Origin of the sequence: Nocardia sp. NPDC049737, from assembly GCF_040674755.1 — a bacterium.
Classification (GTDB): Bacteria; Actinomycetota; Actinomycetes; order Mycobacteriales; family Mycobacteriaceae; genus Nocardia.
The window spans coordinates 1-20,749 of record NZ_JBFANH010000049.1 but is presented as its reverse complement, the minus strand read 5'-3'; the positions used below and the strand labels follow the sequence as shown (position 1 = coordinate 20,749).

Here is a 20,749-nt window from a genome sequence, read left to right as displayed (position 1 = left end):
CTCGGGGTCAGATAGGTACAGTCCTCCCGTGACAATCAACACCGGTACAGACGAAGCGGTCGCAACGGACGAAGAACTCGATCCCGCGGCGCATGCCGCGGCGATGGTCGGTCATCACTACCGCGTCGACGACTACTACGAGGTCGGCCGCGAGAAGGTGCGCGAATACGCCCGCGCCGTGCAGGACTACCACCCCGCGCACTGGGACGAGGACGCGGCACAGGAGTACGGCTACGACGGACTGCTCGCCCCGCTCACCTTCATCTCCCTGGTCGGAATTCTCGCCCAGCGCAAACTCTTCGAGCAGATCGTCACAGGCTACGACCTGAGTCAGATCATGCAGACCGATCAGATCCTGGAATTCCACCGCCCCATCAAGGTCGGCGACCGGCTGGTCTGCGATGTTTACCTGCACTCGTTCCGGCAGGCCTTCGGCGGCGACATCATCGTCACCAAGAACATCGTCACCGCGCAGAACGACGAGATGGTGCTCACCACCTACACCACGCTGATCGGGCGTAGCGGCGGCGATATCGATCCGAACCTGCAGGGCGCGGTCCGCAATGTGCTCATGCACGGCATCGACGAGGACGCCCCGAGCCACCATCCGCGCACTGTGGCTGACACCCACGTGCCCGCTGTGCCCGCGCCCGTGATCGCACCGAGCAAGCACGCGATCAACTTCGAGGACATCGCCGTCGGCGACGAACTGCCCGCGCGCATCGTCCGGCTCACTCGCGGCGATCTGGTCAACTACGCCGGTGTCTCCGGGGATGCGAATCCGATCCACTGGAGTGACGAGGTCGTCAAACTCGTCGGCCTGGAGAACGTGGTCGCGCACGGCATGCTCACCATGGGCCTCGGCGGCGGTTTCGTGACCTCCTGGCTCGGCGATCCCGGCGCGGTCAAGGAGTACAACGTGCGCTTCACCAGCCCGGTCTACGTCGGCTCCGAGGAACCTGCGGAGGTCGAGTTCACGGGTAAGGTGAAGTCGGTGGATCCGGAGACCCGGACCGCGGTCGTCGCCATCGTGGCGAAGTCGGCGGGCAAGAAGATCTTCGGGCGCGCCACCGCGACGGTCCAACTGGCCTGACCTGGTCGAGCGACCCTGATTGGCATATGCCGCAGGCGGTAACGTACACTCAGATTTCTGGGGTCACCAGCCGCTGCGCGCTGCTCTGCAAGGGCTGGTTCCAGGTGAGTCCGCAAGGATTCGCCGACGGGGCCGGCAACTGCCGGAGTGGCGCGCGTGTTGTGTGATACCAGATAGAAGAACGACAACTGAATACAGAACAGTGGTTGGACAGCTGGATCGTTCGACCGAAGGGGCGTAGCTCAACTGGCAGAGCAGCGGTCTCCAAAACCGCAGGTTGCAGGTTCAAGTCCTGTCGCCCCTGCCCTGGATGCCAGCGACGAAAGGATCGACGTGAGCGAGCGTAGCGAGCGAGCCATTGGCACATCGCGCATCGCGCACGGCGGCGCCGAGCGCAGCGAGGTGACGGCGTGAGCGACGAGCGGGATACTCGCCGCGGCGCGCATGCCGAGGACGACGACACCGCCGCGGTGGCTCGCCCGAGCGGTAAGCGGTCCGCGCGGCGCAGTCGGAATGCCGATTCGGGCTCGGTCGCCACGATCGATCGACCGTCGTCAGCCAAGGCAGCCAAGAAGACCGATCGGGCCGAACGCAAGAAGACGGGTAACCCGTTCAAGCGTTTGATCAAGTTCCTGCGCGAAGTAGTCGCGGAACTGCGCAAGGTGATCTGGCCCAACCGGAAGCAGATGGTCACCTATACGAGCGTTGTTCTGGTGTTCGTGATCTTCATGGTCGCGTTCATCAGCGGGTTGGATCTGGCGTTCATCAAGGGTGTCAACTGGCTGTTCGGCTAGCCGATCGCCGCCGACGCCGGTAGCCGACCCCGGGTCGGCGCGTTACAGCGCGCCAGGCCCGGTACGCAAAGGATGTACGTGACGACACAGGAAGCGAGTGCCCCAGTGAGCACCCCGGAGAACGACACAACCGACGAGTTCCCGGTCGACGACGCGGTGCAGACCGTCGAGGAGTCCGCTGCCGTCGAGGAAGCTGTTGTCGACGAATCCGACGCCGCTGACGCCGAAGTTGTCGAGGCCGCTCCTGTCGATGCCGAACCCGCCGATCCGGTCGCCGAAATGAAGGCCGCGCTGCGACGCGCCCCCGGCGATTGGTACGTGATTCACTCGTACGCCGGTTACGAGAACAAGGTGAAGGCCAACCTCGAAACCCGCGTGCAGAACCTGGACCTCGAGGATTACATCTTCCAGGTCGAGGTGCCGACCGAAGAGGTCACCGAGATCAAGAACGGCCAGCGCAAGCACGTCAACCGCAAGGTGCTGCCCGGTTACATCCTCGTCCGGATGGAACTCAACGACGAGTCGTGGGGCGCGGTGCGCAACACCCCCGGTGTCACGGGTTTCGTCGGCGCTACCTCGCGGCCGTCGCCGCTTTCCATCGACGATGTGGTGAAGTTCCTGGTCCCGGCCGCGCAGCAGCAGAAGAAGCCCGCTGCCGAGGCCGCTGCCGCGACTTCGGCCGCCACCGATATCGCGCCCAAGCCGGTCATCGAGGTCGACTTCGAGGTCGGCGAGTCGGTGACCGTGATGGACGGCCCGTTCGCGACGCTGCCCGCCAGCATTTCCGAGGTCAATGCCGAGCAGCAGAAGCTCAAGGTGCTCGTGTCGATCTTCGGTCGCGAGACTCCGGTCGAGCTGGCGTTCACCCAGGTCGCGAAGATCTAGTTCCGCGGTTTCGGCTCCGGCTGGGATCGCGGGATGAATCGGCCCGGCGCACGGGTTGATTCACCAGGCTTGCAAAGAGCAAGGACACCAAAACCCTAGGAAAGAAAGATGCCCCCCAAGAAGAAGAAGCTCGCCGGGATCATCAAGCTCCAGATCCAGGCCGGCCAGGCGAACCCGGCCCCTCCGGTCGGCCCCGCGCTCGGTCAGCACGGCGTCAACATCATGGAGTTCTGCAAGGCGTACAACGCCGCGACCGAGTCGCAGCGTGGCAACGTCATTCCGGTCGAGATCTCGGTGTACGAGGACCGGTCCTTCGACTTCAAGCTGAAGACCCCGCCCGCCGCCAAGCTGCTGCTCAAGGCCGCCGGTGTGCAGAAGGGCTCGGCCGAGCCGCACAAGACCAAGGTCGCGAAGGTCACCATGGACCAGGTCCGGGAGATCGCCAAGACCAAGCAGGAAGATCTGAACGCCAAGGACATCGACCAGGCGGCCAAGATCATCGCGGGTACCGCGCGTTCGATGGGCATCACCGTCGAGGCGTGAGTCTCGCGCTCGCAATCCCGGTGGGAGGGTCGGCCAGACCCGATAACCACTTCTGAACCACATTAAGGACAGACAATCATGGCAAAACGAAGCAAGGCGTATCTCGCCGCGGCCGAGAAGGTCGATCGCACTCAGCTCTACTCCCCGCTGGCCGCCGCGCGTCTGGCGAAGGAGACCGCTACCACCAAGACCGACGCGACCGTTGAGGTCGCCGTTCGTCTCGGTGTGGATCCCCGCAAGGCCGACCAGATGGTCCGCGGCACGGTCAACCTGCCGCACGGCACCGGTAAGACCGCCCGCGTCATCGTGTTCGCGGCCGGTGAGAAGGCCGCCGAGGCCGAGGCCGCCGGCGCGGACGCCGTCGGTGCAGAGGATCTGATCGAGCGGATCCAGGGCGGCTGGCTGGACTTCGACGCCGCGATCGCCACCCCGGACCAGATGGCCAAGGTCGGTCGGATCGCGCGTGTCCTGGGCCCGCGCGGCCTGATGCCGAACCCGAAGACGGGCACGGTCACCAACGATGTGACCAAGGCCGTCAACGACATCAAGGGCGGCAAGATCAACTTCCGCGTCGACAAGCAGGCCAACCTGCACTTCGTCATCGGCAAGGCGTCCTTCGACGATGCCAAGCTGGTGGAGAACTACGGCGCCGCGCTGGACGAGATCCTGCGTGCCAAGCCGTCGACCGCCAAGGGCCGCTACGTCAAGAAGGTCACGGTCTCGACGAACACCGGACCGGGCATCCCGGTGGACCCGAACCGCACCCGCAACCTCCTCGACGAGGATGCGTAAGTAGCACCCCGGCTCTTCGATAGCCCAGCTCTTCGGAAGCTGAGCGTTATCGCAGGAAGCTGAGTTTTACCGCAAGGGCGGGAACGCGATTCGCGTTCCCGCCCTTTGTGCATATTCGGCTGATTTTCCCAGGTGGCGGTATGGGCGCTCGCGGTGCTGCGGACGCACCGCGATTCGGACTATTTCACGCGTGGCGACGGTTGGCCATGAGGTGACCGCCGTACTACTCATCTCCGGAAGCACGCGCAGTGCTTCGACCAATACCGCCGCACTGCGCACAGTCGCGGCGATCGCGCCGGAGGGTGTCGAGACCTTCTGGTACGAAGGCCTCGGTGAACTTCCCGCCTTCAGTCCGGATGACGACGGTACCGGTCATCCGTCGGTTGTCGCACTGCACGAACATATTTCGCGCGCCGATGCGGTCCTGCTCTGTACTCCGGAATACGCGGGTACCCTCCCCGGCAGCTTCAAGAATCTGCTCGACTGGACCGTCGGCACTGCCGACCTCTACGAAAAGCCGACTGCCTTCCTCAATGTCGCCGCCCAAGGCCGCGGCGAAGGCGCGGCCACCACCCTGACCACGGTGCTGGGCTACGTCGGTGCCATCGTCGATCCGGCCACCTGTGCCCGACTCCCGGTAGCCCGCGATGCCGTCGACACCGACGGCCTGGTCACCACCCCCGAATTCCGCAGCGGGGCACTGACAGCCCTCATCCGCCTGGTCCACCAGACTACCCCCGCTTGAACCACCCCCGCCTGACCACCCGCCCAGGCGAGTCGAATGGTGGCTTTCGGGCCGGGGTCCGAGCCACCATTCGACTCGTTTCGATGGTCAGTTTTCCTGGGGCTCTGAGGATTTGCGCCAGCCGAGTAGCACCGATTCGCCCTCCTGCACACCCCACGGTAGGAAGATGGCGACGATCAGCGCGCACACCACGACCGCGCCCGCGGCGACCAGGGATGCGGCGTGGGAACCCTGCAGTGCTGCCGTTTTCATTGCGGTGATCAGGTTTTCGCGCTGGACCTCGAAGAATGGTGCGAGTTCTCGTTTGCGGATCTCGAGCACGCTGAGCGGACTGGCCTTCACCAGACTGCGCTGGTCGGAGTCCATCATCCCGGCGGGCACCCGGTCGATCAGCGGCGAGACGCGAGTTGTGTAGTAGGAGGCCACGATCGAGCCGAGGACCGCGACGCCGAGGGTACCGCCGATCTCGCGGGTGGTGTCGTTGACCGCGGATCCCGCGCCCGCTTCGTTCAGCGGTAGCGATCCCATGACCGATTCGGTCGCCGGGCCCTGCACGATGGCCAGGCCCAGTGCCATCGAAACCATGGACGGCAACACGTCGATGACATAACTGCTGTCCACCGTCACCTGCCCGCCGAGATACAGCCCGACCCCGGTGAGCAACAGCCCGAATACGATCACCGGCGTGGTGCCGATGCGGGTCGCCATGAGCGTCGCGATCGGTGCGCCGATCGCCACCGAAAACGCGAATGGCAGTGCGGCGATGCCGAATTCGAGTGGCGTGTACTCGCGCACCCCTTGGAAGTACTGAGTAATGAGGAATAGGAATCCGAACATCGAGAAGTAGCCGACCGCAATCGCCAAGGCGGGCATGGAGAATCGGCGATTGCGGAACAGCCGCATATCGAGAATCGGTGCGTTGGTACGCAATTCCCACGTGATGAAGGCCGCGAGCAGTGCGACACCGAGTGCGCCGACACCGAGCGTGGTGGTGGAAAGCCAGCCGTAGCGCGGCGCTTCGATAATTGCCCACACCAGCGCGGTGATGCCGGTGACCGACAATCCGATGCCCGGCAGATCGAGCCGTCCCACCTGGGCGGATCGCGATTCGGGCACCCAGATCAGGGTGGTGGCCAGCGCGATCAGTGCCACCGGCACATTGATCCAGAAGACCGAATGCCAAGAAAAGTGTTCCAGCAGCCAGCCGCCCGAGATCGGGCCGATCGCGATGGCGAAGCCGGCCATGGCCGTCCAGGCGGCGATGGCCAGTGCCCGCTCGCGTTTATCGGTGAAGATATTGATGATCAGCGCCAGGGTGGCGGGGAAGACGGCCGCGGCGAAGACACCCATGGCAGCGCGGGCGGCGATGACACTGCCCATGGATTCCGACAGCGCCCCGCCGACCGACATGACGGCCACGCCGACCAGGCCGATCATCATGACGCGGCGGCGTCCGTAGTGGTCGCCGAGATTGCCGAAGGCCAGCAACAATCCGGCGAAGGTCAGGGTGTACGCATCGACGACCCATTGCAGGCCGCTGACGCTGGTGGCCAGTTCCACTCCGATGGAGGGCAGGGCCACATTCACGATGGTGTTGTCGAGGACGACCAGCAGCTCCGCCGAACAGATGACGGCAAGAGCGATGAAGCGTCTGGTGCGTCGTTCCAACAGCACCGGTGGATCGACTATGGAGGTTGCCATAGTTCAGTAGTCAAGCAGTAACTGTCACCCGTGGTAACACTTTGTTGTGGCGATATCCGCCACAACTGTCAGCGATTGTGATTGGCGACACGTTGTCGAAGCTATGCGGGCACTGGCTGATTTCGCGAACAACTCGACGGATGCGTCCAATACGCAACTCCGGCATAGCCGCAGGTCCACGAGGTTCGTCCGGTGGCACTCGCGAACGGCGAAAGTTCCGGGGAGGCTGAGGGAGTGCCGTTTTGGCAGATGGGGATGGGTTCGGCTACTCTGGACCGAAGTAATCGACAAGTTCGATGACTACCCAATCCGTTCTACCGAAGACCGTTGGTCGCTGCGCCCATTCGGGCGTGGTCGAAGGTCCGGCATCGAGCCGGCGGCCCACGCAGGGAGGACCGAGGCTGGGAATTGACTTGGGCCATGCCCGGGTCGATCACCTATTGCGCCCCGGAACGCTCTGCGTTCGGGGCGTTTGCTTTATCGCTGGCCCCTGGTACTCGGCAGTTCGAATACGAACCGACATCCAGAGAGGAGGCGAAGTATGGCAAAACCCGAGAAGGTCACCGCGGTCGAGGAGATCACGGAGCAGTTCAAGAGCTCGTCGGCCACCGTCATCACGGAATACCGTGGTCTGTCGGTCGGTAAGCTCACCGATCTGCGTCGCGCGCTCGGCGAAGGCGCTACCTACTCCGTCGCCAAGAACACCCTGGTCAAGCGGGCGGCCGCGGAAGCGGGCGTCGTTGGCCTGGACGACTTGTTCGTCGGACCGACCGCCATCGCCTTCATCAAGGGCGAGCCGGTCGACGCGGCGAAGGCCATCAAGACCTTCGCTAAGGACAACAAGGCGCTCATCATCAAGGGCGGGTACATGGACGGCGCCGCGCTGTCCGTTGCCGAGGTCGAGAAGATCGCCGACCTGGAGTCCCGCGAGGTACTGCTGGCCAAGCTGGCCGGCGCGATGAAGGGCAACCTGGCGAAGGCTGCCGGTCTGTTCAATGCTCCCGCTTCGCAGGTGGCCCGCCTGGCCGCCGCGCTGCAGGAGAAGAAGCAGGCCGAAGAAGGCGGAGCTGCCGCCGAGTAACACCCCCGCGGCATGAGCGAGGGGCCCGTAGCGGTAGCGCAGTCGCAACCACGCAGGGCCCCGCGAATGCCGCAAATTCAACACAGCGGGTGGATCGCGTGCGGCTCGCCCACATAGACAACCAACTACCGAAAGGAACCAACAATGGCCAACGTTGACGAACTGCTCGAGACCTTCGGCAACATGACCCTGCTCGAGCTGTCGGACTTCGTCAAGAAGTTCGAGGAGAAGTTCGAGGTCACCGCGGCTGCTCCGGTCGCCGTCGCCGCCGTCGGTGGCGCTGCCGCTCCGGCCGAGGCCGCCGAGGAGCAGGACGAGTTCGACGTCATCCTCGAGGGTGCCGGCGACAAGAAGATCCAGGTCATCAAGGTGGTCCGCGAGATCGTCTCGGGCCTGGGTCTGAAGGAAGCCAAGGACCTGGTCGAGAGCGCCCCGAAGCCGATCCTGGAGAAGGTCGCCAAGGATGCCGCCGAGGCTGCCAAGGCGAAGCTGGAAGAGGCCGGCGCCAAGGTCTCCGTCAAGTAATTCGCGAGTTACTCGCCGAGCGGGCGGTCCCCATTGGGGGCCGCCCGTTTGCATTGTCGTGACGCGTGCGACGGTAATGCGAATATTGCGAGTGATCCGGGGTTACTCTTCGGTCAGGTTAGGGTGTGCCGCGTCATGCTCATGGGATACAGTGACCGCACCCACTGTGACGCGACACACCGTGATACCGAATAGCGCGGTTCGCCGGTGGGTGGCTCGCTGAGAAATTTGTGGAGGTTGGCGTGGGCGTCGAGGTCAGGACCGAGGGTGTTACCAAGTCCTTCGGTTCACAGCGTATTTGGCAGGATGTCTCACTGACGCTGCCCTCGGGTGAGGTCAGCGCGCTGCTCGGCCCCTCGGGTACCGGTAAATCCGTCTTTCTGAAGTCACTGATCGGTCTGCTGCGTCCGGAGCGCGGTTCGATCTTCATCGACGGAACCGATATCACCACCTGCTCCAATAAGGAGCTCTACGAAATCCGCAAGCTCTTCGGTGTGCTGTTCCAGGACGGCGCGCTGTTCGGCTCGATGAATCTCTTCGACAATGTCGCTTTCCCATTGCGCGAGCACACGAAGAAGACCGAATCCGACATCAAGAAGATCGTGATGGAGAAGCTCGAGCTGACCGGTCTGCTCGGCGCGGAGGGCAAGCTCCCGGGTGAGATCTCCGGTGGTATGCGCAAGCGCGCCGGTCTGGCCCGCGCTTTGGTGTTGGACCCGCAGATCATCCTGGTCGACGAGCCCGACTCCGGTCTGGACCCGGTCCGTACCTCTTACCTGTCGCAGCTGCTGATCGATATCAACGCGCAGATCGACGCGACGATCTTGATCGTGACCCACAACATCAACCTGGCCCGTACCGTGCCCGACAACATCGGCATGCTGTTCCGTCGCTCGTTGGTGATGTTCGGTCCGCGCGAGGTGCTGCTCACCTCGGAGGAGCCGGTGGTCAAGCAGTTCCTCAACGGACGCATGATCGGTCCGATCGGTATGTCGGAGGAGAAGGACGAGGCGCAGATGGCGCGCGAGCAGGCCCTCGTCGACGCAGGGCACCACCATGGTGGCGCCGAGGAGGTCGAGGGCATCATCCCGCAGATGCGGGCCACTCCGGGGATGCCGGTGCGCCAGGCTGTGATTCGCCGCCAGGCGCGCGTCCGCGAAATCATGCACACCCTGCCGCACGCGGCCCAGGCGGCTATCCGGGATTCACTTGCGGAGAGCGACGACACGCAGGTGATGGCGTACCAGAATGGGGACCTGGGCGGATACCAAGGTGGGTCGTTCGACACTACCGTGCGCCACAACACAACTAACGGGTAACATCTGCGATCGTGAATTCCACCCTGGCGCGATTGCGGACTCCAGTAGAGTCGGGGTTTGGCCAGGCCGGCAACATCTTTGCGCTGCTCATCGACGTTATGCGCAAGACGTTCAAACGGCCTTTCCAGTTGCGCGAATTCATCGAGCAGTCGTGGTTCATCGCGAGTGTCTCGATCTTGCCCAGCGCACTGGTCGCCATCCCGTTCGGTGCGGTTGTCGCGCTGCAGACCGGCTCTTTGATCAAACAACTAGGCGCCGAGTCTTTTACCGGCGCAACCAGCGTGCTGGCTACCGTCCAGCAGGCCGCTCCCGTTGTGACCGCGTTGATCATCGCGGGCGCGGCCGGCTCGGCGGTCGCCGCCGACCTGGGCGCGCGCAGCATCCGTGAGGAGATCGACGCGATGGAGGTGCTCGGCATCGACCCGGTGCAGCGACTGGTCGTGCCGCGCGTGCTCGGCATGATGCTGGTCGCGCTGCTGCTCAACGGTCTGGTGTCGGTCGTCGGTATCGCCGGCGGCTACTTCTTCAACGTGCTGCTGCAGGGCGGAACACCGGGCGCCTACCTCGCTTCGTTCTCCGCACTGGCCCAGCTGCCGGACCTGTGGATCGGTGAGATAAAGGCCTTGGTATTCGGTCTGCTCGCAGGCGTGATCGCCGCGTACAAAGGGTTGCATCCAAAAGGGGGCCCGAAAGGAGTCGGAGACGCGGTGAACCAATCCGTGGTTATCACCTTCATGGTTCTGTTCTTCGTGAACTTGATCCTGACACTGGTGTATTTGCAGGTCGTCCCCGCCAAGGGCGCCTGACCCGTGGCCACCTCGTACCGTCCCCCGGTGCTGGCGAAATCTGCCCGCCGGGCCCGTGAGATCGCACGTGTGCCGGTTAATGTCATCGATCGCGCAGGCGACCAGATGTCGTTCTATTCCAAGGCCATCGCCTGGATTCCGCGCACCGCGGTGCACTACCGCAAGGAGGTCATGCGGCTGCTGGCCGAGGTGACCTTCGGCAGTGGTGCGCTGGCCGTCATCGGCGGCACCATCGGCGTCATCGTGTTCATGTCCGGCTCGGTCGGCGTCGTTGTCGGCCTGCAGGGCTTCAAGGCCTTGGATGCGCTCGGCAGTTCGGTGCTGACCGGCTTCCTCACCGCCTATATCAATACCCGTGAGATCGCCCCGCTGGTCGCCGCGCTCGCGCTCTCGGCAACGGTGGGTTGTGGTTTCACCGCCCAACTCGGCGCGATGCGGATCTCCGAGGAGATCGACGCGCTCGAGGTGATGGCGGTGCCGGGTCTGCCGTTCCTGGTCACCACCCGGGTGATCGCGGGCTTCCTCGCGGTTATCCCGCTCTACATCGTCGGCCTGCTCGGCACCTTCCTGGCTTCGCGAATGATCAGCATCTGGTTCAACGGACAATCCAGTGGTTCCTATGACCACTATTTCAGTCTGTTCCTGCCACCAGAAGACGTCTTGTATTCATTCGTCAAAGTGTTGGTCTTCGCGTTCGTAATCATCATGGTGCATTGCTATTACGGCTTCAATGCCACCGGCGGACCGGCCGGTGTCGGTGTCGCGGTGGGTCGCGCTGTGCGCGCGGCGATCGTGCTCGTGAATGTGCTCGATTTCTTCCTGAGTCTCGCCATCTGGGGCACTACGACAACAGTGCGGGTTGCCGGATGAGCGAGCGGGGCATCGAAATGGGAGCGGCAGTGAGGTGCCGTCATGAGTAATAACGTGCAGATGTGGCGCGCGACGGAGAAATTGCGCGTCCGGTTGCTCGGTATCGCATTCTTCGTGGTCTGCGCACTATTCCTGGTCACTACGGTCGCGATCTACAACAAGGCGTTCGTCGACACCGTTCGGGTCCAATTGATCACCGACAGCGTGGGAAATGCGTTGACCCGCAATGCCGATGTGAAGGTGCGCGGCGTCAATGTCGGCGAGGTCAGATCCAGCCGGTCCGAGGGCGGCAAGGTGACCCTCGACCTCGCGATCGTTCCGGGTAAGGCAGAGCAGATTCCGGTCAACGCGACGGCCCGGCTGCTGCCGAAGACGCTGTTCGGCGAGCGGTATGTGGATCTGGTCATCCCGGACGAGCCGAGCAAGCAGCACCTGACCGAGGGCGTGACCCTGCATCAGGACACCAGCGGCAATGCCATCGAGATCAGCAAGCTGCTCGACGATGTGCTGCCGCTGCTGCAGGCGAGTCCGCCGCAGGATCTCGCCTCGACGCTCGGCGCACTGTCCCAAGCGCTGTCGGGGCAGGGCCTGGCGCTCGGTGAGTCGGTGGAGAAGTTGGATCACATCTTCCGTGAGGTCAACGGGGTCATGCCGGATCTGAAGCAGGATCTGGTGAGCTTCGCCGATGTGGCCGCCACCTACTCCGACGCGCTGCCGCAGTTGGTCGACGCTTTCAACAACCTGCGCACCACCAACGCGACCATCGTGCAGCGCCGCCCGCAGATCGACACCCTGCTGGCCACGCTGAATCCGACCGCGGCCACCACCGCGGACTTCCTGATCGCCAACCGCGACAACATCATCGATGTGGCCGCCGATTCGCGGCCCGCGCTGGAACAGCTGGCGACCTACTCGCCGACCTACACCTGCGCATTGGCGAACTTCGCCAAGATGAAGCCGCGCATCGACCAGCTCATGGGCATGGGCACCGCGCGTCCAGGCTCGCGAGTCACCATCGAGCTGACCAACACCCGCGGCAAGTATCTGCCCAACCAGGACGAGCCGCGTTGGCTGGACACCCGCGGACCTTGGTGCGTGCCGGAGTACCCGGTCTTCACCGATCCCGGCCAGTACACCGGCGGACCGAGCAACGACGGTTCCTATGCGGTGCCGAGCCGCAATCCGGGTGACCAGGACAGCGGCAAGTTGTCGGCGCCGCAGTTCGGCATGTACCCCGCGGCGAATGTGCCGAGCACGGTCGGTTCACCGGCCGAACAGCAGACCCTCGGCGCGATCTACGGCGCGGCGAACGGTGTTTCGCCCGACCAGGTGCCCAGCTGGGTCACCCGGATCGGTGCACCCGCATTCCGTGGCAGCGAGGTGAGCGTGCGATGAAGGAAACGTTGCGCGGCCTCGGCGGGCCGCTGACCAAGCTCGTCATCTTCGTCGTCGTCACGCTGTTGGCGACGACGATCCTCGGGCTCTCGATCGCCAACTACACCGGCGGCGGCACCGCCTTCAGGGCGCGCTTCACCGATGTCACCTCGCTCAATGCCGGTGACGAGGTGCGCATCGCCGGTGTCCGGGTCGGCAAGGTCACCAGCGTCAAGATCGTGGACAAGCGCCAAGCCGAGGTCGGATTCGAACTGACCGACCGCGATTGGCTGCCCGCCTCGACGACGGCGACCATCAAGTACCGCAACCTGGTCGGCCAGCGCTATATCGCGCTCGAGCAGGGCACGGGGGAGCAGGGCCGCAAACTCAATAAAGGCGCGACCATCGGGCTCGAGCACACCAGGCCCGCGCTGAACCTGACCACCCTGTTCAACGGTTTCCGGCCGCTGTTCCAGACGCTGACCGCCGATGACGTGAACAAGCTGTCCTACGAGATCATCCAGGTCTTCCAGGGTGAGCAGGGCACCATCCACGATCTGGTGGCGACCACCGCGAACCTGACGAACAAGATCGCCGACAAGGATGCGGTCATCGGTGATCTGGTGCGGAACCTGACGGCCGTACTCAATGCGGTCAACGAGCGCGAAGGTCAGTTCGATCAGCTGATCGTCAATACCGAGGCGCTGGTCAGCGGATTGGCCGCCGAACGCGACACCATCGGCAGCTCGGTCACCTCGCTCGGCAATCTGGCCTCGGCCACCGCGGATCTGCTGGTGCCGACCCGCCCGACGCTGCAGGGTTCGATCGCCGGGCTCAGCCAGCTCACCGGCACCATCGACGAGCGCAAGGACGAAGTGAATACGTCGCTGACGAATTTGCCGATCAAGATGGAAAAGCTCGGCCGAGTCGGCAGTTACGGCTCCTGGTTCCAGTTCTATCTGTGCGGTATCGACATCGTGGTCGGACCGGGCGCGGTTGATGCGCCGCAGCTCAACCTCCCGGCCGGGCTGCCGACGGTCAACCAGCCGCTCTACACCAATGCCGCACCGCGCTGCCAGGGGAAGGGTGGTCACTGATGGACGACCGGATCCTGCTCGGCAAGCGCAGCCCCGCGTTCATGGGTGTGCTCGGCGTTGCGATGGTGCTGCTCGTGGCGGTCTCCGCGTTCTTCCTGGACAGGTTGCCGATCATCGGCGCGGGCACCAAGTACACCGCGCAGTTCTCCGAGGCCGCGGGCATCAAGAAGGGCAATGAGGTCCGCATCGCCGGTGTGAAGGTCGGTGCGGTATCGGATGTTCGGCTCGACGGCAATAAGGTGCTCGTCGACTTCCGCACCCAGGACGCCTGGATCGGCAACGAGACCACCGCCTCCATCCAGATCAAGACCGTCCTCGGACAGAAGTATCTGGCATTGGATCCGAAGGGTTCCGAGCCCGCCGATCCGAGCAAGGTGATCCCGTTGTCGCGCACGGTGTCCCCGTACGACGTGGTGGACGCGTTCAGCGATGCGGCCAAGAACATCGACCAGATCGACACCGCGCAGCTGGCCACCAGCATGCGGGTGCTCTCGGAGGCGTTCGAGACCACACCGCCGGAGATCCGCAGCTCAATCGACGGTGTCGCCAGGCTCTCGGAAACCCTCGGCAAGCGCGATGAGGAACTGAAGAAGCTGTTCGCGGCGACCAGGCAGACCACCGGTGTGCTCGCCGACCGCAATCAGCAGTTCGAGCGCCTGCTGGCCAACGGCGGACAGTTGTTGGCCGAGTTGAACATTCGTCAGCAGTCCATCGCACAGCTGCTGACCGGAGCCAAGACGGTGTCGGCCGAGCTGAGCGCGTTGGTCGCCGATAACGAGAAGCAGATGGGTACGGCGTTGACCAACCTCGAGGCCTCCATCAATCTGCTGAACGAGAACCAGCAGAACATTTCCAAGACGCTGGAACTCGCGGCGCCGTTCTACGGCCTCTACGCCAATGTGCTCGGTACCGGACGCTGGTTCGACGCGGTGATCGTGAATCTGCTCCCGCCCGGTCTGCCGGAGATTCCGGGCGACCGTCCGCCGGTGCGCACCATGGGAGGTAACTGACATGGGGGTGAACTGGCCTCGTAAGGAGCCGCTCACCGCGCTGCGCACCTCGCGTCGCGGCACCAAGGCGACCATCGCGATCGGCGTGATCGCGGCGCTGGTACTGGCCGGTGCGCTCTGGTGGCTTTTCGACCGGATGACCACGACCAAGATCACCGCGTACTTCGACCGCTCCGTCGGCATCTACGAGGGTTCGGATGTGCGCATCCTGGGTGTGCCGGTGGGCAAGGTGGATTCGGTTGAACCGCAAGGCGAGCAGGTCAAGGTGGTGATGAGCGTCGATCGCAGCTTCGACGTGCCCGCCGAGGCCAAGGCCGCGCAGATCACGCCGTCGATCGTGTCCGACCGCTACATCCAGCTGACCCCGGCCTACACCAGCGGACCGAAAATGGCTCGCACGGCGACCATTCCGCGCGATCGCACGGTCACTCCGATCGAGGTCGACCAGCTGTACAAGAGCATCACGGAACTCTCGGATGCATTGGGCCCCAACGGCGCCAACGCCCAGGGGGCGGTGAACCAATTGGTGCGCACCTCGGCGGCGAATCTGGCGGGCAATGGAGAGGCGTTGGCCAACAGCATCACTCAGCTCTCGCGCGCAGCGCGGTACCTGGGCGATGCCCGCGGCGATATCTTCGACACCGTCAAGAATCTGCAGACCTTCGTCACCATGCTGGCCCAGAACGACCAGCAGGTGCGGCAATTCAATGCCCAGCTCGCGGATCTGTCGACCTTCCTCGCCGGGGAGCGCCAGGATCTCGGTGCGGCACTGAACCTGCTTTCGGTCGCACTCGGCGATGTCGCCCGATTCATCGACGAGAACCGGGATCTGATCCAGCAGAATGCCCAGGGCCTGACCACGCTCACCGCGACGCTGGCCAAGCAGCGCGACGACCTGGCCGCGACACTACCGGTGCTGCCGCTGGCGCTGAGCAACCTGATCAATATCCACAATGCCGAATCCGGCACCCTCGATATGCGCGCCAACTTCACCGATCTGCAGGATCCGTTCGGCGCGGTGTGCAAGATGCTGGATCTGAGCAAGTTGATGCCGGGCGATCCGAAGTTCGAGGCGCTCGGCAAGCAGATGCGCCCGATTCTGGAGCACTGCAAGGAAATCACCGACCAGATCACCGCCGGTGTGAAGACGCCGACGCTGATCCTGCCGTTCGGCATCCTCAGCAATGACAACCAGCAGCGTGACCCGGTGCCGGGCACGGTTCCCGGCACCCCGTCCGATCAACTTCCGCCCTCGCAGGGAGGTGGCCAGCGATGAACACGCGAATTCGTTCCGCGGCACGTACTCTCGCCGTAGCGACTGCTCGCAGGTCGCTCGAAAGGATCAGCGTAGCGACTGCTCGCAGGTCGGTCGAAATGGTAAGCGCCGTGCTGGTGGTCGGCATGAGCACGGTCCTGGTGACCTCATGCTCGTCCGAGGGTATCTACGCGGTGCCGCTGCCCGGTGGCGCCGATGTCGGCAACCATCCGATGACCATCGATATCCGGTTCGACGATGTGCTCGATCTGGTGCCGCAGTCCGCGATCAAGGTCGAGGGCGTGGCGGTCGGCCGCGTCGAGAAGATCGCGCTGGCACCGGACGGCTGGACCGCCAGCGTGCGCGCGGTGGTGAACTCCTCGGTCGATCTGCCCGCCAATGCGCGGGCCGAGGTGCGGCAGTCGAATCTGCTCGGCGAGAAGTTCATCGAACTTTCCAAGCCCGCCGAGGAACCCGATAGCAAAAAGCTCGCCAATGGCGCGGTCATCCCGGCCGATCACACTCGGCACGCGACCGAGGTCGAGCAGGTGCTCGGTGCGCTGTCGTTGCTGCTCAACGGTGGTGGCGTCGCGCAGTTGCAGCCGATCGTCACGGAGCTGAACAAGACCCTCGGCGGCCGCGAACAGCGGGTGCGTTCGCTGCTGGATCAGGCCAATACCCTGATTGGCGGGCTGAACGAGCAGGTCGACGACATCACCAGGGCCATCGACGGACTGGCCACGCTGAGCGGTCGGGTGAGCACCCAGACCGATCAGATCAGCCGGATCATCGATGAGCTGCCGCAGGGCATCAAGATCCTGAACGAGCAACGGCCACAACTGATTTCGCTGCTGCAGCAGCTGGACCGGGTGGGTCAGGCCGGTTTCGACGTGTTGAACCACTCGAAGGAAGATCTGATCAAGGATCTGACCTCGCTGCGTCCGACACTGCAGGAACTCGGCAAGGCCGCCCCGGATCTGGTGACCGCGCTGCCGCTGGTGCCGACCTATCCGTTCCCGGACTCGACGCTGGAGGGCACCTTCGGCGGCCAGGTGAACACCTGGCTCTCGGTCGATCAGCAGATCGGTGTCACACTCAGCAATCTCGGTGTCGGCAAGGGGGATCCGGTCTACATCCCGCCGCCCTACGGCCCCGAGGTGCCGGTGAATCCGACCAACCCGTACTACGGCGGCAACGGTCCGCGCCCGGGTTGGCCGACGGTATCGCTGCTGCCGCTGCCGCCCAATATTCCTCGCTTCCCGGCCGGCCTGCCGCAGCTGCCGACCGATCCGCTCGGGGCGATTCTCGACCAGATCGGAGGTGGTCAGCGATGACCCGTCTGGTGCGCTACCAGCTGGTCGCATTCGCCTTGATCGCGGTGCTCGGCGTGGTTTACGTCGGCGCCAAATACGTTCGGCTCGAGCACATGCTCGGCATCGGTGAGTACAGGGTGAAGGTCGACGCCAAGCAGACCGGCGGTATCTACAAGGGCGCCGAGGTGACCTACCGCGGCGTCCCGGTCGGCCGGGTCGGCGATCTCGAACTGACCGATTCGGGTGTGGCTATCGACCTTGTGCTCGATTCGAGTGCGCCGAAGGTTCCGGATTCGGCTCGCGCGGTGATCGCAAACCGCTCGGCCATCGGTGAGCAGTACGTCGATCTGCAGCCCGATGCCGATCACGGCCCGTATTTGCGCGACGGTTCGGTCATCGCCTCGGCGACGACACCGATTTCGGTCGAGCAGCTGGTGCAGAGTGTGGACACCTTCACCCGCTCGGTCGATCTCACCGCGCTCAACACCACCGTCACCGAGCTCGGCAAGGCCTTCGACGGCAAGGGCGACGACCTGAAGGTCTTCATCGATTCGCTGAACAAATTCACCGCGACGTTCAACGACAGCCTGCCGCAGACGATCCAGCTGATCCGCGACGGCCGGATCGCCCTGGGCACTCAGGCCGAGCAGTCGGGTTACATTCGGCAGTTCAGCCAGGGCCTCGATGAACTCACCGCGCAGCTGCGCTCCAGCGATCCGGACATCCGGCGCCTCATCGGCACCGGCACTGATGCGGGCGAGCAGATCACCGCGCTGCTGAACGAGAGCGGCGGCGCCCTCACCGAGGATCTGACCAACCTGCGTCAGCTGCTCCTGTCCATCTCGCCGAAGTTCTACGTGCTGCGCCCGCTGCTGCAAATGCTGCCGGGGTTGTCCATCGGCGCGTCGTCCACCGCACCCGGCGACGGGACCAGCCATTTCGGTCTGGTGCTCGAGGCGAACAATCCGCCCGCCTGCACCCAGGGCTATGAGGGCACCAAGGCCATCCTCGATCAGATGAAGCGGGAGAATCCGGACTTCGACGACACCCGCGACGAATTCCCGTTCAACAAGGACGCGAAATGCACTGTGCCGTTCGGTAATCCGACCGCGGTGCGTGGTGGAATGCGCGCCGATCTGGCGGATCCGAGCATTGTGCAGCCCTGGGATGCCAACCCCAAGACCGATCCCGAGAAGCTGAATCTGAACCCGATCGCCGTGCAGATGGCCACCCTGTTGGGGGTCACGCCCAAGCGGTGAACAGGACCTACGCGGCTACGCCGCAGTAACAATAGTTAGAGTGTCTGGCCGTGAGCGAGCGAACCAAGAATACTGCGCCCATGATGGGCACGACCGTGCCGAGCGTTAGCGGGGTACGGTCGTGAGCATCGACATATCCAAGGAAACGCCGGCGGTGACCGACTCCGATTCCACGGAAGCTGATGCCGCGGCGCATGACGCGAAGGCATCGGATCCCGTGCGCCCGACGGTGGCGTCCGCGGACGCCACCCGCGGACGACTCGCGGTCACCATGGTCGCGGCAGCCGCGCTGGTCGTCGCGTTGATCGCCGCGGTCTGGTTCGGCACCGGCTGGGTGCGCGCGGCGTTCTTCACCGACGGTCCGCGCGTCGAGGCGCGTGATACGGCGCTCGCCGATGCCAGGCAGGCCGCGATCAATCTGATGTCGCTGGATCCCAATGATGTCGACGGTTCGATCAAGCTGATCCAGTCGTCGATGACCGGATCGCTGCTCGACGATGCCACCAAAACCCAGGATCAGTTCCGCGAGCAGGCCGAGCAGGCCAAGACCAGGCTGGAGTCCAAGGTCATCGGCTCCTCGCTGACCGCGCTGAATTCCGAGCGCGACCACGCCTCCGCGCTCATCGTGCTGCAGACCACCCGGACTGCCCCGGATGTCGCGCCGTACTCCTACCGCCAGACCTGGACCCTTGATGTGGTCAAGCAGGGTGAGGTGTGGAAGGCCGAGAAGGCGAGTCCATTGAGTCAACCCACCCCCCTGAATCAGCCGACTGCCGGGCAGCCCGGCGCGACGCCATCCGGGGGCGCTGCGCCCAAGCCCGGATCGTAGGAGAACCCGTCATGGCATCTCGTCGACCAGTCAATCGGGTCACTCCCCGTAACCGTCCCACCGTCGGCCGCACCGCGGCGAATACCGGGTCCGCCACCGTGCGCCGCAGCACCCGAGCGGCCGAGGAAGCGAGCACGAAGCGGCGGGCGAAGGTCGCAGGTACCGCGGAATCGGTCGGTCCGGCTGCGCAGCCAGCCGAACCGTCGCGGCCGTGGTCGCAGCGGCTGCGTCCGGGCGCGGGGTGGGGCGTGGTCGCGGGCCTGCTCGTTGCCGCCGTGCTGCTCGGCGCATTCGCCACGGTCGCGGCCTTCCGTCCCGGCATCGACGATTCCAATGCGGCCTATGTGGACAGCAAGGCCACCGAAGAGGTGACCGCGGCCGCCTCGCACGCTTTGAAGACCATCTACGCCTACGACGTGAACAAGCTCGACGGCTACAAGGATGCCGTGCACGGGGTTGTCACCGGGCAGATGCTGGCCGATTTCGACAAGTACGCCGATACCAATCTCGCCGCCCTGAAACAGGCGCAGACCAGCGCCGATGCCCTCGCCGACCCGATCGGGGTGACCTTGCTCACCGAGGATCGGGCCGAGCTGTTGGTGAACTTCGTGGTCAGCGCGAACAAGAACGGGGTCGCCCAGCAGAGCGCGTCCGGACCGATCGTGCTGAAAATGCAGAAGGTGGACGGCAAGTGGCTGGCCGCGGCCATCGTCGATCAGTGATTTCGGCGGCATAAGCCCAGCGGGGCAGGGGATCTGGCCGATCATGGCGTCGGGCCCGCCACTTGACGAGTTTCGCCGGACACGTCACGCTATTCACAACAGCGGCAGCTGTCACAGTGGCTTCAAGAGCCCCGTGGCCACCCGACGCAGCCAGCGATTCGGGCATGGCACGCGGTCATAACGGTCACGGCGTGCCGCCACGCGGCGGATGGTTCGGGTGGTACTTTGACACCACCTTGCGTATTGGTGTACGGTTGGACGTTGCGCTGGCTGCCTCCTGTCCATACCTCGATTTGCACACGTAAGTTCCACCTTCCGGTGTTACTTCCGTTGTTGCCTGTTCGGGTTTCGTTCGGGTTGTATCCAGCGGAATTCGTAGCAGACAAGCGACGGTCGCGGACCACCACGCGACGCGCGTGAGGTGCTGGAAGGACGCATCTTGGCAGTCTCCACCCAGACCAAGGCAGTTGCCGGAATCCCCGGAGCCCCGTTGCGGGTGTCTTTCGCGAAGATCCGTGAACCCTTGGAGGTGCCCGGACTTCTCGATCTACAGACCGACTCATTTGCATGGTTGATCGGCTCGCCCTCGTGGCGTGAAAAAGCCGCGGCTCGCGGCGACGGCGGACTAACGGGCGGTCTGGAGGAGGTGCTCGAGGAGCTTTCGCCGATCGAGGACTTCTCCGGGTCGATGTCGCTTTCTTTCTCTGATCCTCGTTTCGAGGAGGTCAAGGCCTCT

The 20,749-nt window shown here is 64.2% G+C and carries 21 protein-coding genes and 1 tRNA gene; 21 read left to right on the top strand and 1 reads right to left on the bottom strand.

Features of this window, described 5'->3' with window-relative positions; translation table 11 throughout:
- The first annotated feature begins 34 nt into the window (after positions 1–34).
- The 7 genes from AB0J47_RS38970 (at position 35) to AB0J47_RS38940 (ending at position 4,852) form a co-directional block, all read left to right on the top strand.
- The gene (locus tag AB0J47_RS38970) at positions 35–1,093 is read left to right on the top strand and encodes a fused (3R)-hydroxyacyl-ACP dehydratase subunits HadA/HadB (RefSeq protein WP_364358659.1); all 1,059 of its coding nucleotides are present in this window, start codon (positions 35–37) and stop codon (positions 1,091–1,093) included.
- A 231-nt stretch (positions 1,094–1,324) separates the two neighbouring features.
- Positions 1,325–1,397, top strand: a tRNA-Trp gene (locus AB0J47_RS38965).
- A 106-nt stretch (positions 1,398–1,503) separates the two neighbouring features.
- Positions 1,504–1,887 (top strand): preprotein translocase subunit SecE, encoded by a 384-nt coding sequence (secE, locus tag AB0J47_RS38960; protein WP_364358585.1) that lies wholly within the window; start codon positions 1,504–1,506, stop codon positions 1,885–1,887.
- Positions 1,888–1,992: 105 nt separating this feature from the next.
- The gene (gene nusG, locus AB0J47_RS38955) at positions 1,993–2,772 is read left to right on the top strand and encodes a transcription termination/antitermination protein NusG (RefSeq protein ID WP_364358656.1); all 780 of its coding nucleotides are present in this window, start codon (positions 1,993–1,995) and stop codon (positions 2,770–2,772) included.
- A gap of 108 nt (positions 2,773–2,880) precedes the next feature.
- Positions 2,881–3,315 carry a 50S ribosomal protein L11 gene (rplK, locus tag AB0J47_RS38950; protein ID WP_062983809.1) on the top strand — a complete coding sequence of 145 codons (435 nt, stop codon included), beginning with the start codon at positions 2,881–2,883 and terminating at the stop codon, positions 3,313–3,315.
- Positions 3,316–3,393: 78 nt separating this feature from the next.
- Positions 3,394–4,107, top strand: coding sequence for a 50S ribosomal protein L1 (gene rplA, locus AB0J47_RS38945; protein WP_354960268.1), 714 nt, complete (start codon positions 3,394–3,396; stop codon positions 4,105–4,107).
- 190 nt (positions 4,108–4,297) lie between these two features.
- Positions 4,298–4,852: an NADPH-dependent FMN reductase gene (locus AB0J47_RS38940; protein ID WP_364358581.1), complete on the top strand. Its 555-nt coding sequence runs from the start codon at positions 4,298–4,300 to the stop codon at positions 4,850–4,852.
- 87 nt (positions 4,853–4,939) lie between these two features.
- On the opposite strand, the gene AB0J47_RS38935 is transcribed toward AB0J47_RS38940, so the two are convergent.
- Positions 4,940–6,553, bottom strand: coding sequence for an MFS transporter (locus tag AB0J47_RS38935; protein WP_364358578.1), 1,614 nt, complete (start codon positions 6,551–6,553; stop codon positions 4,940–4,942).
- Between the two features lie 541 nt (positions 6,554–7,094).
- Between AB0J47_RS38935 and rplJ the strand changes: the two genes are divergently transcribed.
- From rplJ to AB0J47_RS38865, 14 genes are all read left to right on the top strand, one after another.
- Entirely contained in the window at positions 7,095–7,634 is a 540-nt protein-coding gene (gene rplJ / locus AB0J47_RS38930) for a 50S ribosomal protein L10 (protein WP_364358575.1), read from the top strand.
- A 144-nt stretch (positions 7,635–7,778) separates the two neighbouring features.
- Positions 7,779–8,159 carry a 50S ribosomal protein L7/L12 gene (gene rplL, locus AB0J47_RS38925; protein ID WP_040696004.1) on the top strand — a complete coding sequence of 127 codons (381 nt, stop codon included), beginning with the start codon at positions 7,779–7,781 and terminating at the stop codon, positions 8,157–8,159.
- A gap of 242 nt (positions 8,160–8,401) precedes the next feature.
- Positions 8,402–9,478 carry an ATP-binding cassette domain-containing protein gene (locus tag AB0J47_RS38920; protein ID WP_364358571.1) on the top strand — a complete coding sequence of 359 codons (1,077 nt, stop codon included), beginning with the start codon at positions 8,402–8,404 and terminating at the stop codon, positions 9,476–9,478.
- Between the two features lie 98 nt (positions 9,479–9,576).
- Complete coding sequence (locus AB0J47_RS38915) at positions 9,577–10,284, top strand: ABC transporter permease (RefSeq protein ID WP_364358653.1); 708 nt, start codon at positions 9,577–9,579, stop codon at positions 10,282–10,284.
- A 105-nt stretch (positions 10,285–10,389) separates the two neighbouring features.
- Complete coding sequence (locus AB0J47_RS38910) at positions 10,390–11,154, top strand: ABC transporter permease (RefSeq protein ID WP_364358650.1); 765 nt, start codon at positions 10,390–10,392, stop codon at positions 11,152–11,154.
- A gap of 42 nt (positions 11,155–11,196) precedes the next feature.
- A complete protein-coding gene (locus AB0J47_RS38905) occupies positions 11,197–12,549 on the top strand; it encodes an MCE family protein (protein WP_364358568.1) in 1,353 nt (450 codons plus the stop codon).
- Positions 12,546–13,625, top strand: coding sequence for an MCE family protein (locus tag AB0J47_RS38900; RefSeq protein WP_364358565.1), 1,080 nt, complete (start codon positions 12,546–12,548; stop codon positions 13,623–13,625). The genes AB0J47_RS38905 and AB0J47_RS38900 overlap by 4 nt, the downstream gene beginning before the upstream one ends.
- Positions 13,625–14,635, top strand: a complete 1,011-nt coding sequence (locus AB0J47_RS38895) for an MCE family protein (RefSeq protein ID WP_364358562.1) — start codon at positions 13,625–13,627, stop codon at positions 14,633–14,635. Before AB0J47_RS38900 ends, AB0J47_RS38895 begins: the two co-directional genes overlap by 1 nt.
- Before the next feature lies 1 nt (position 14,636).
- Positions 14,637–15,911, top strand: coding sequence for an MCE family protein (locus AB0J47_RS38890; protein WP_364358559.1), 1,275 nt, complete (start codon positions 14,637–14,639; stop codon positions 15,909–15,911).
- Positions 15,912–16,009: 98 nt separating this feature from the next.
- Positions 16,010–17,224: an MCE family protein gene (locus tag AB0J47_RS38885; protein ID WP_364358556.1), complete on the top strand. Its 1,215-nt coding sequence runs from the start codon at positions 16,010–16,012 to the stop codon at positions 17,222–17,224.
- A complete protein-coding gene (locus AB0J47_RS38880; RefSeq protein ID WP_364358553.1) occupies positions 17,221–18,462 on the top strand; it encodes an MCE family protein in 1,242 nt (413 codons plus the stop codon). Before AB0J47_RS38885 ends, AB0J47_RS38880 begins: the two co-directional genes overlap by 4 nt.
- Before the next feature lie 154 nt (positions 18,463–18,616).
- Positions 18,617–19,291, top strand: coding sequence for a hypothetical protein (locus AB0J47_RS38875; RefSeq protein WP_364358550.1), 675 nt, complete (start codon positions 18,617–18,619; stop codon positions 19,289–19,291).
- Between the two features lie 11 nt (positions 19,292–19,302).
- Positions 19,303–20,013 carry a hypothetical protein gene (locus tag AB0J47_RS38870; protein ID WP_364358547.1) on the top strand — a complete coding sequence of 237 codons (711 nt, stop codon included), beginning with the start codon at positions 19,303–19,305 and terminating at the stop codon, positions 20,011–20,013.
- 421 nt (positions 20,014–20,434) lie between these two features.
- Positions 20,435–20,749, top strand: a 315-nt coding sequence (locus AB0J47_RS38865; protein WP_364358544.1) for a hypothetical protein, incomplete at its 3' end; no start/stop codon positions are given.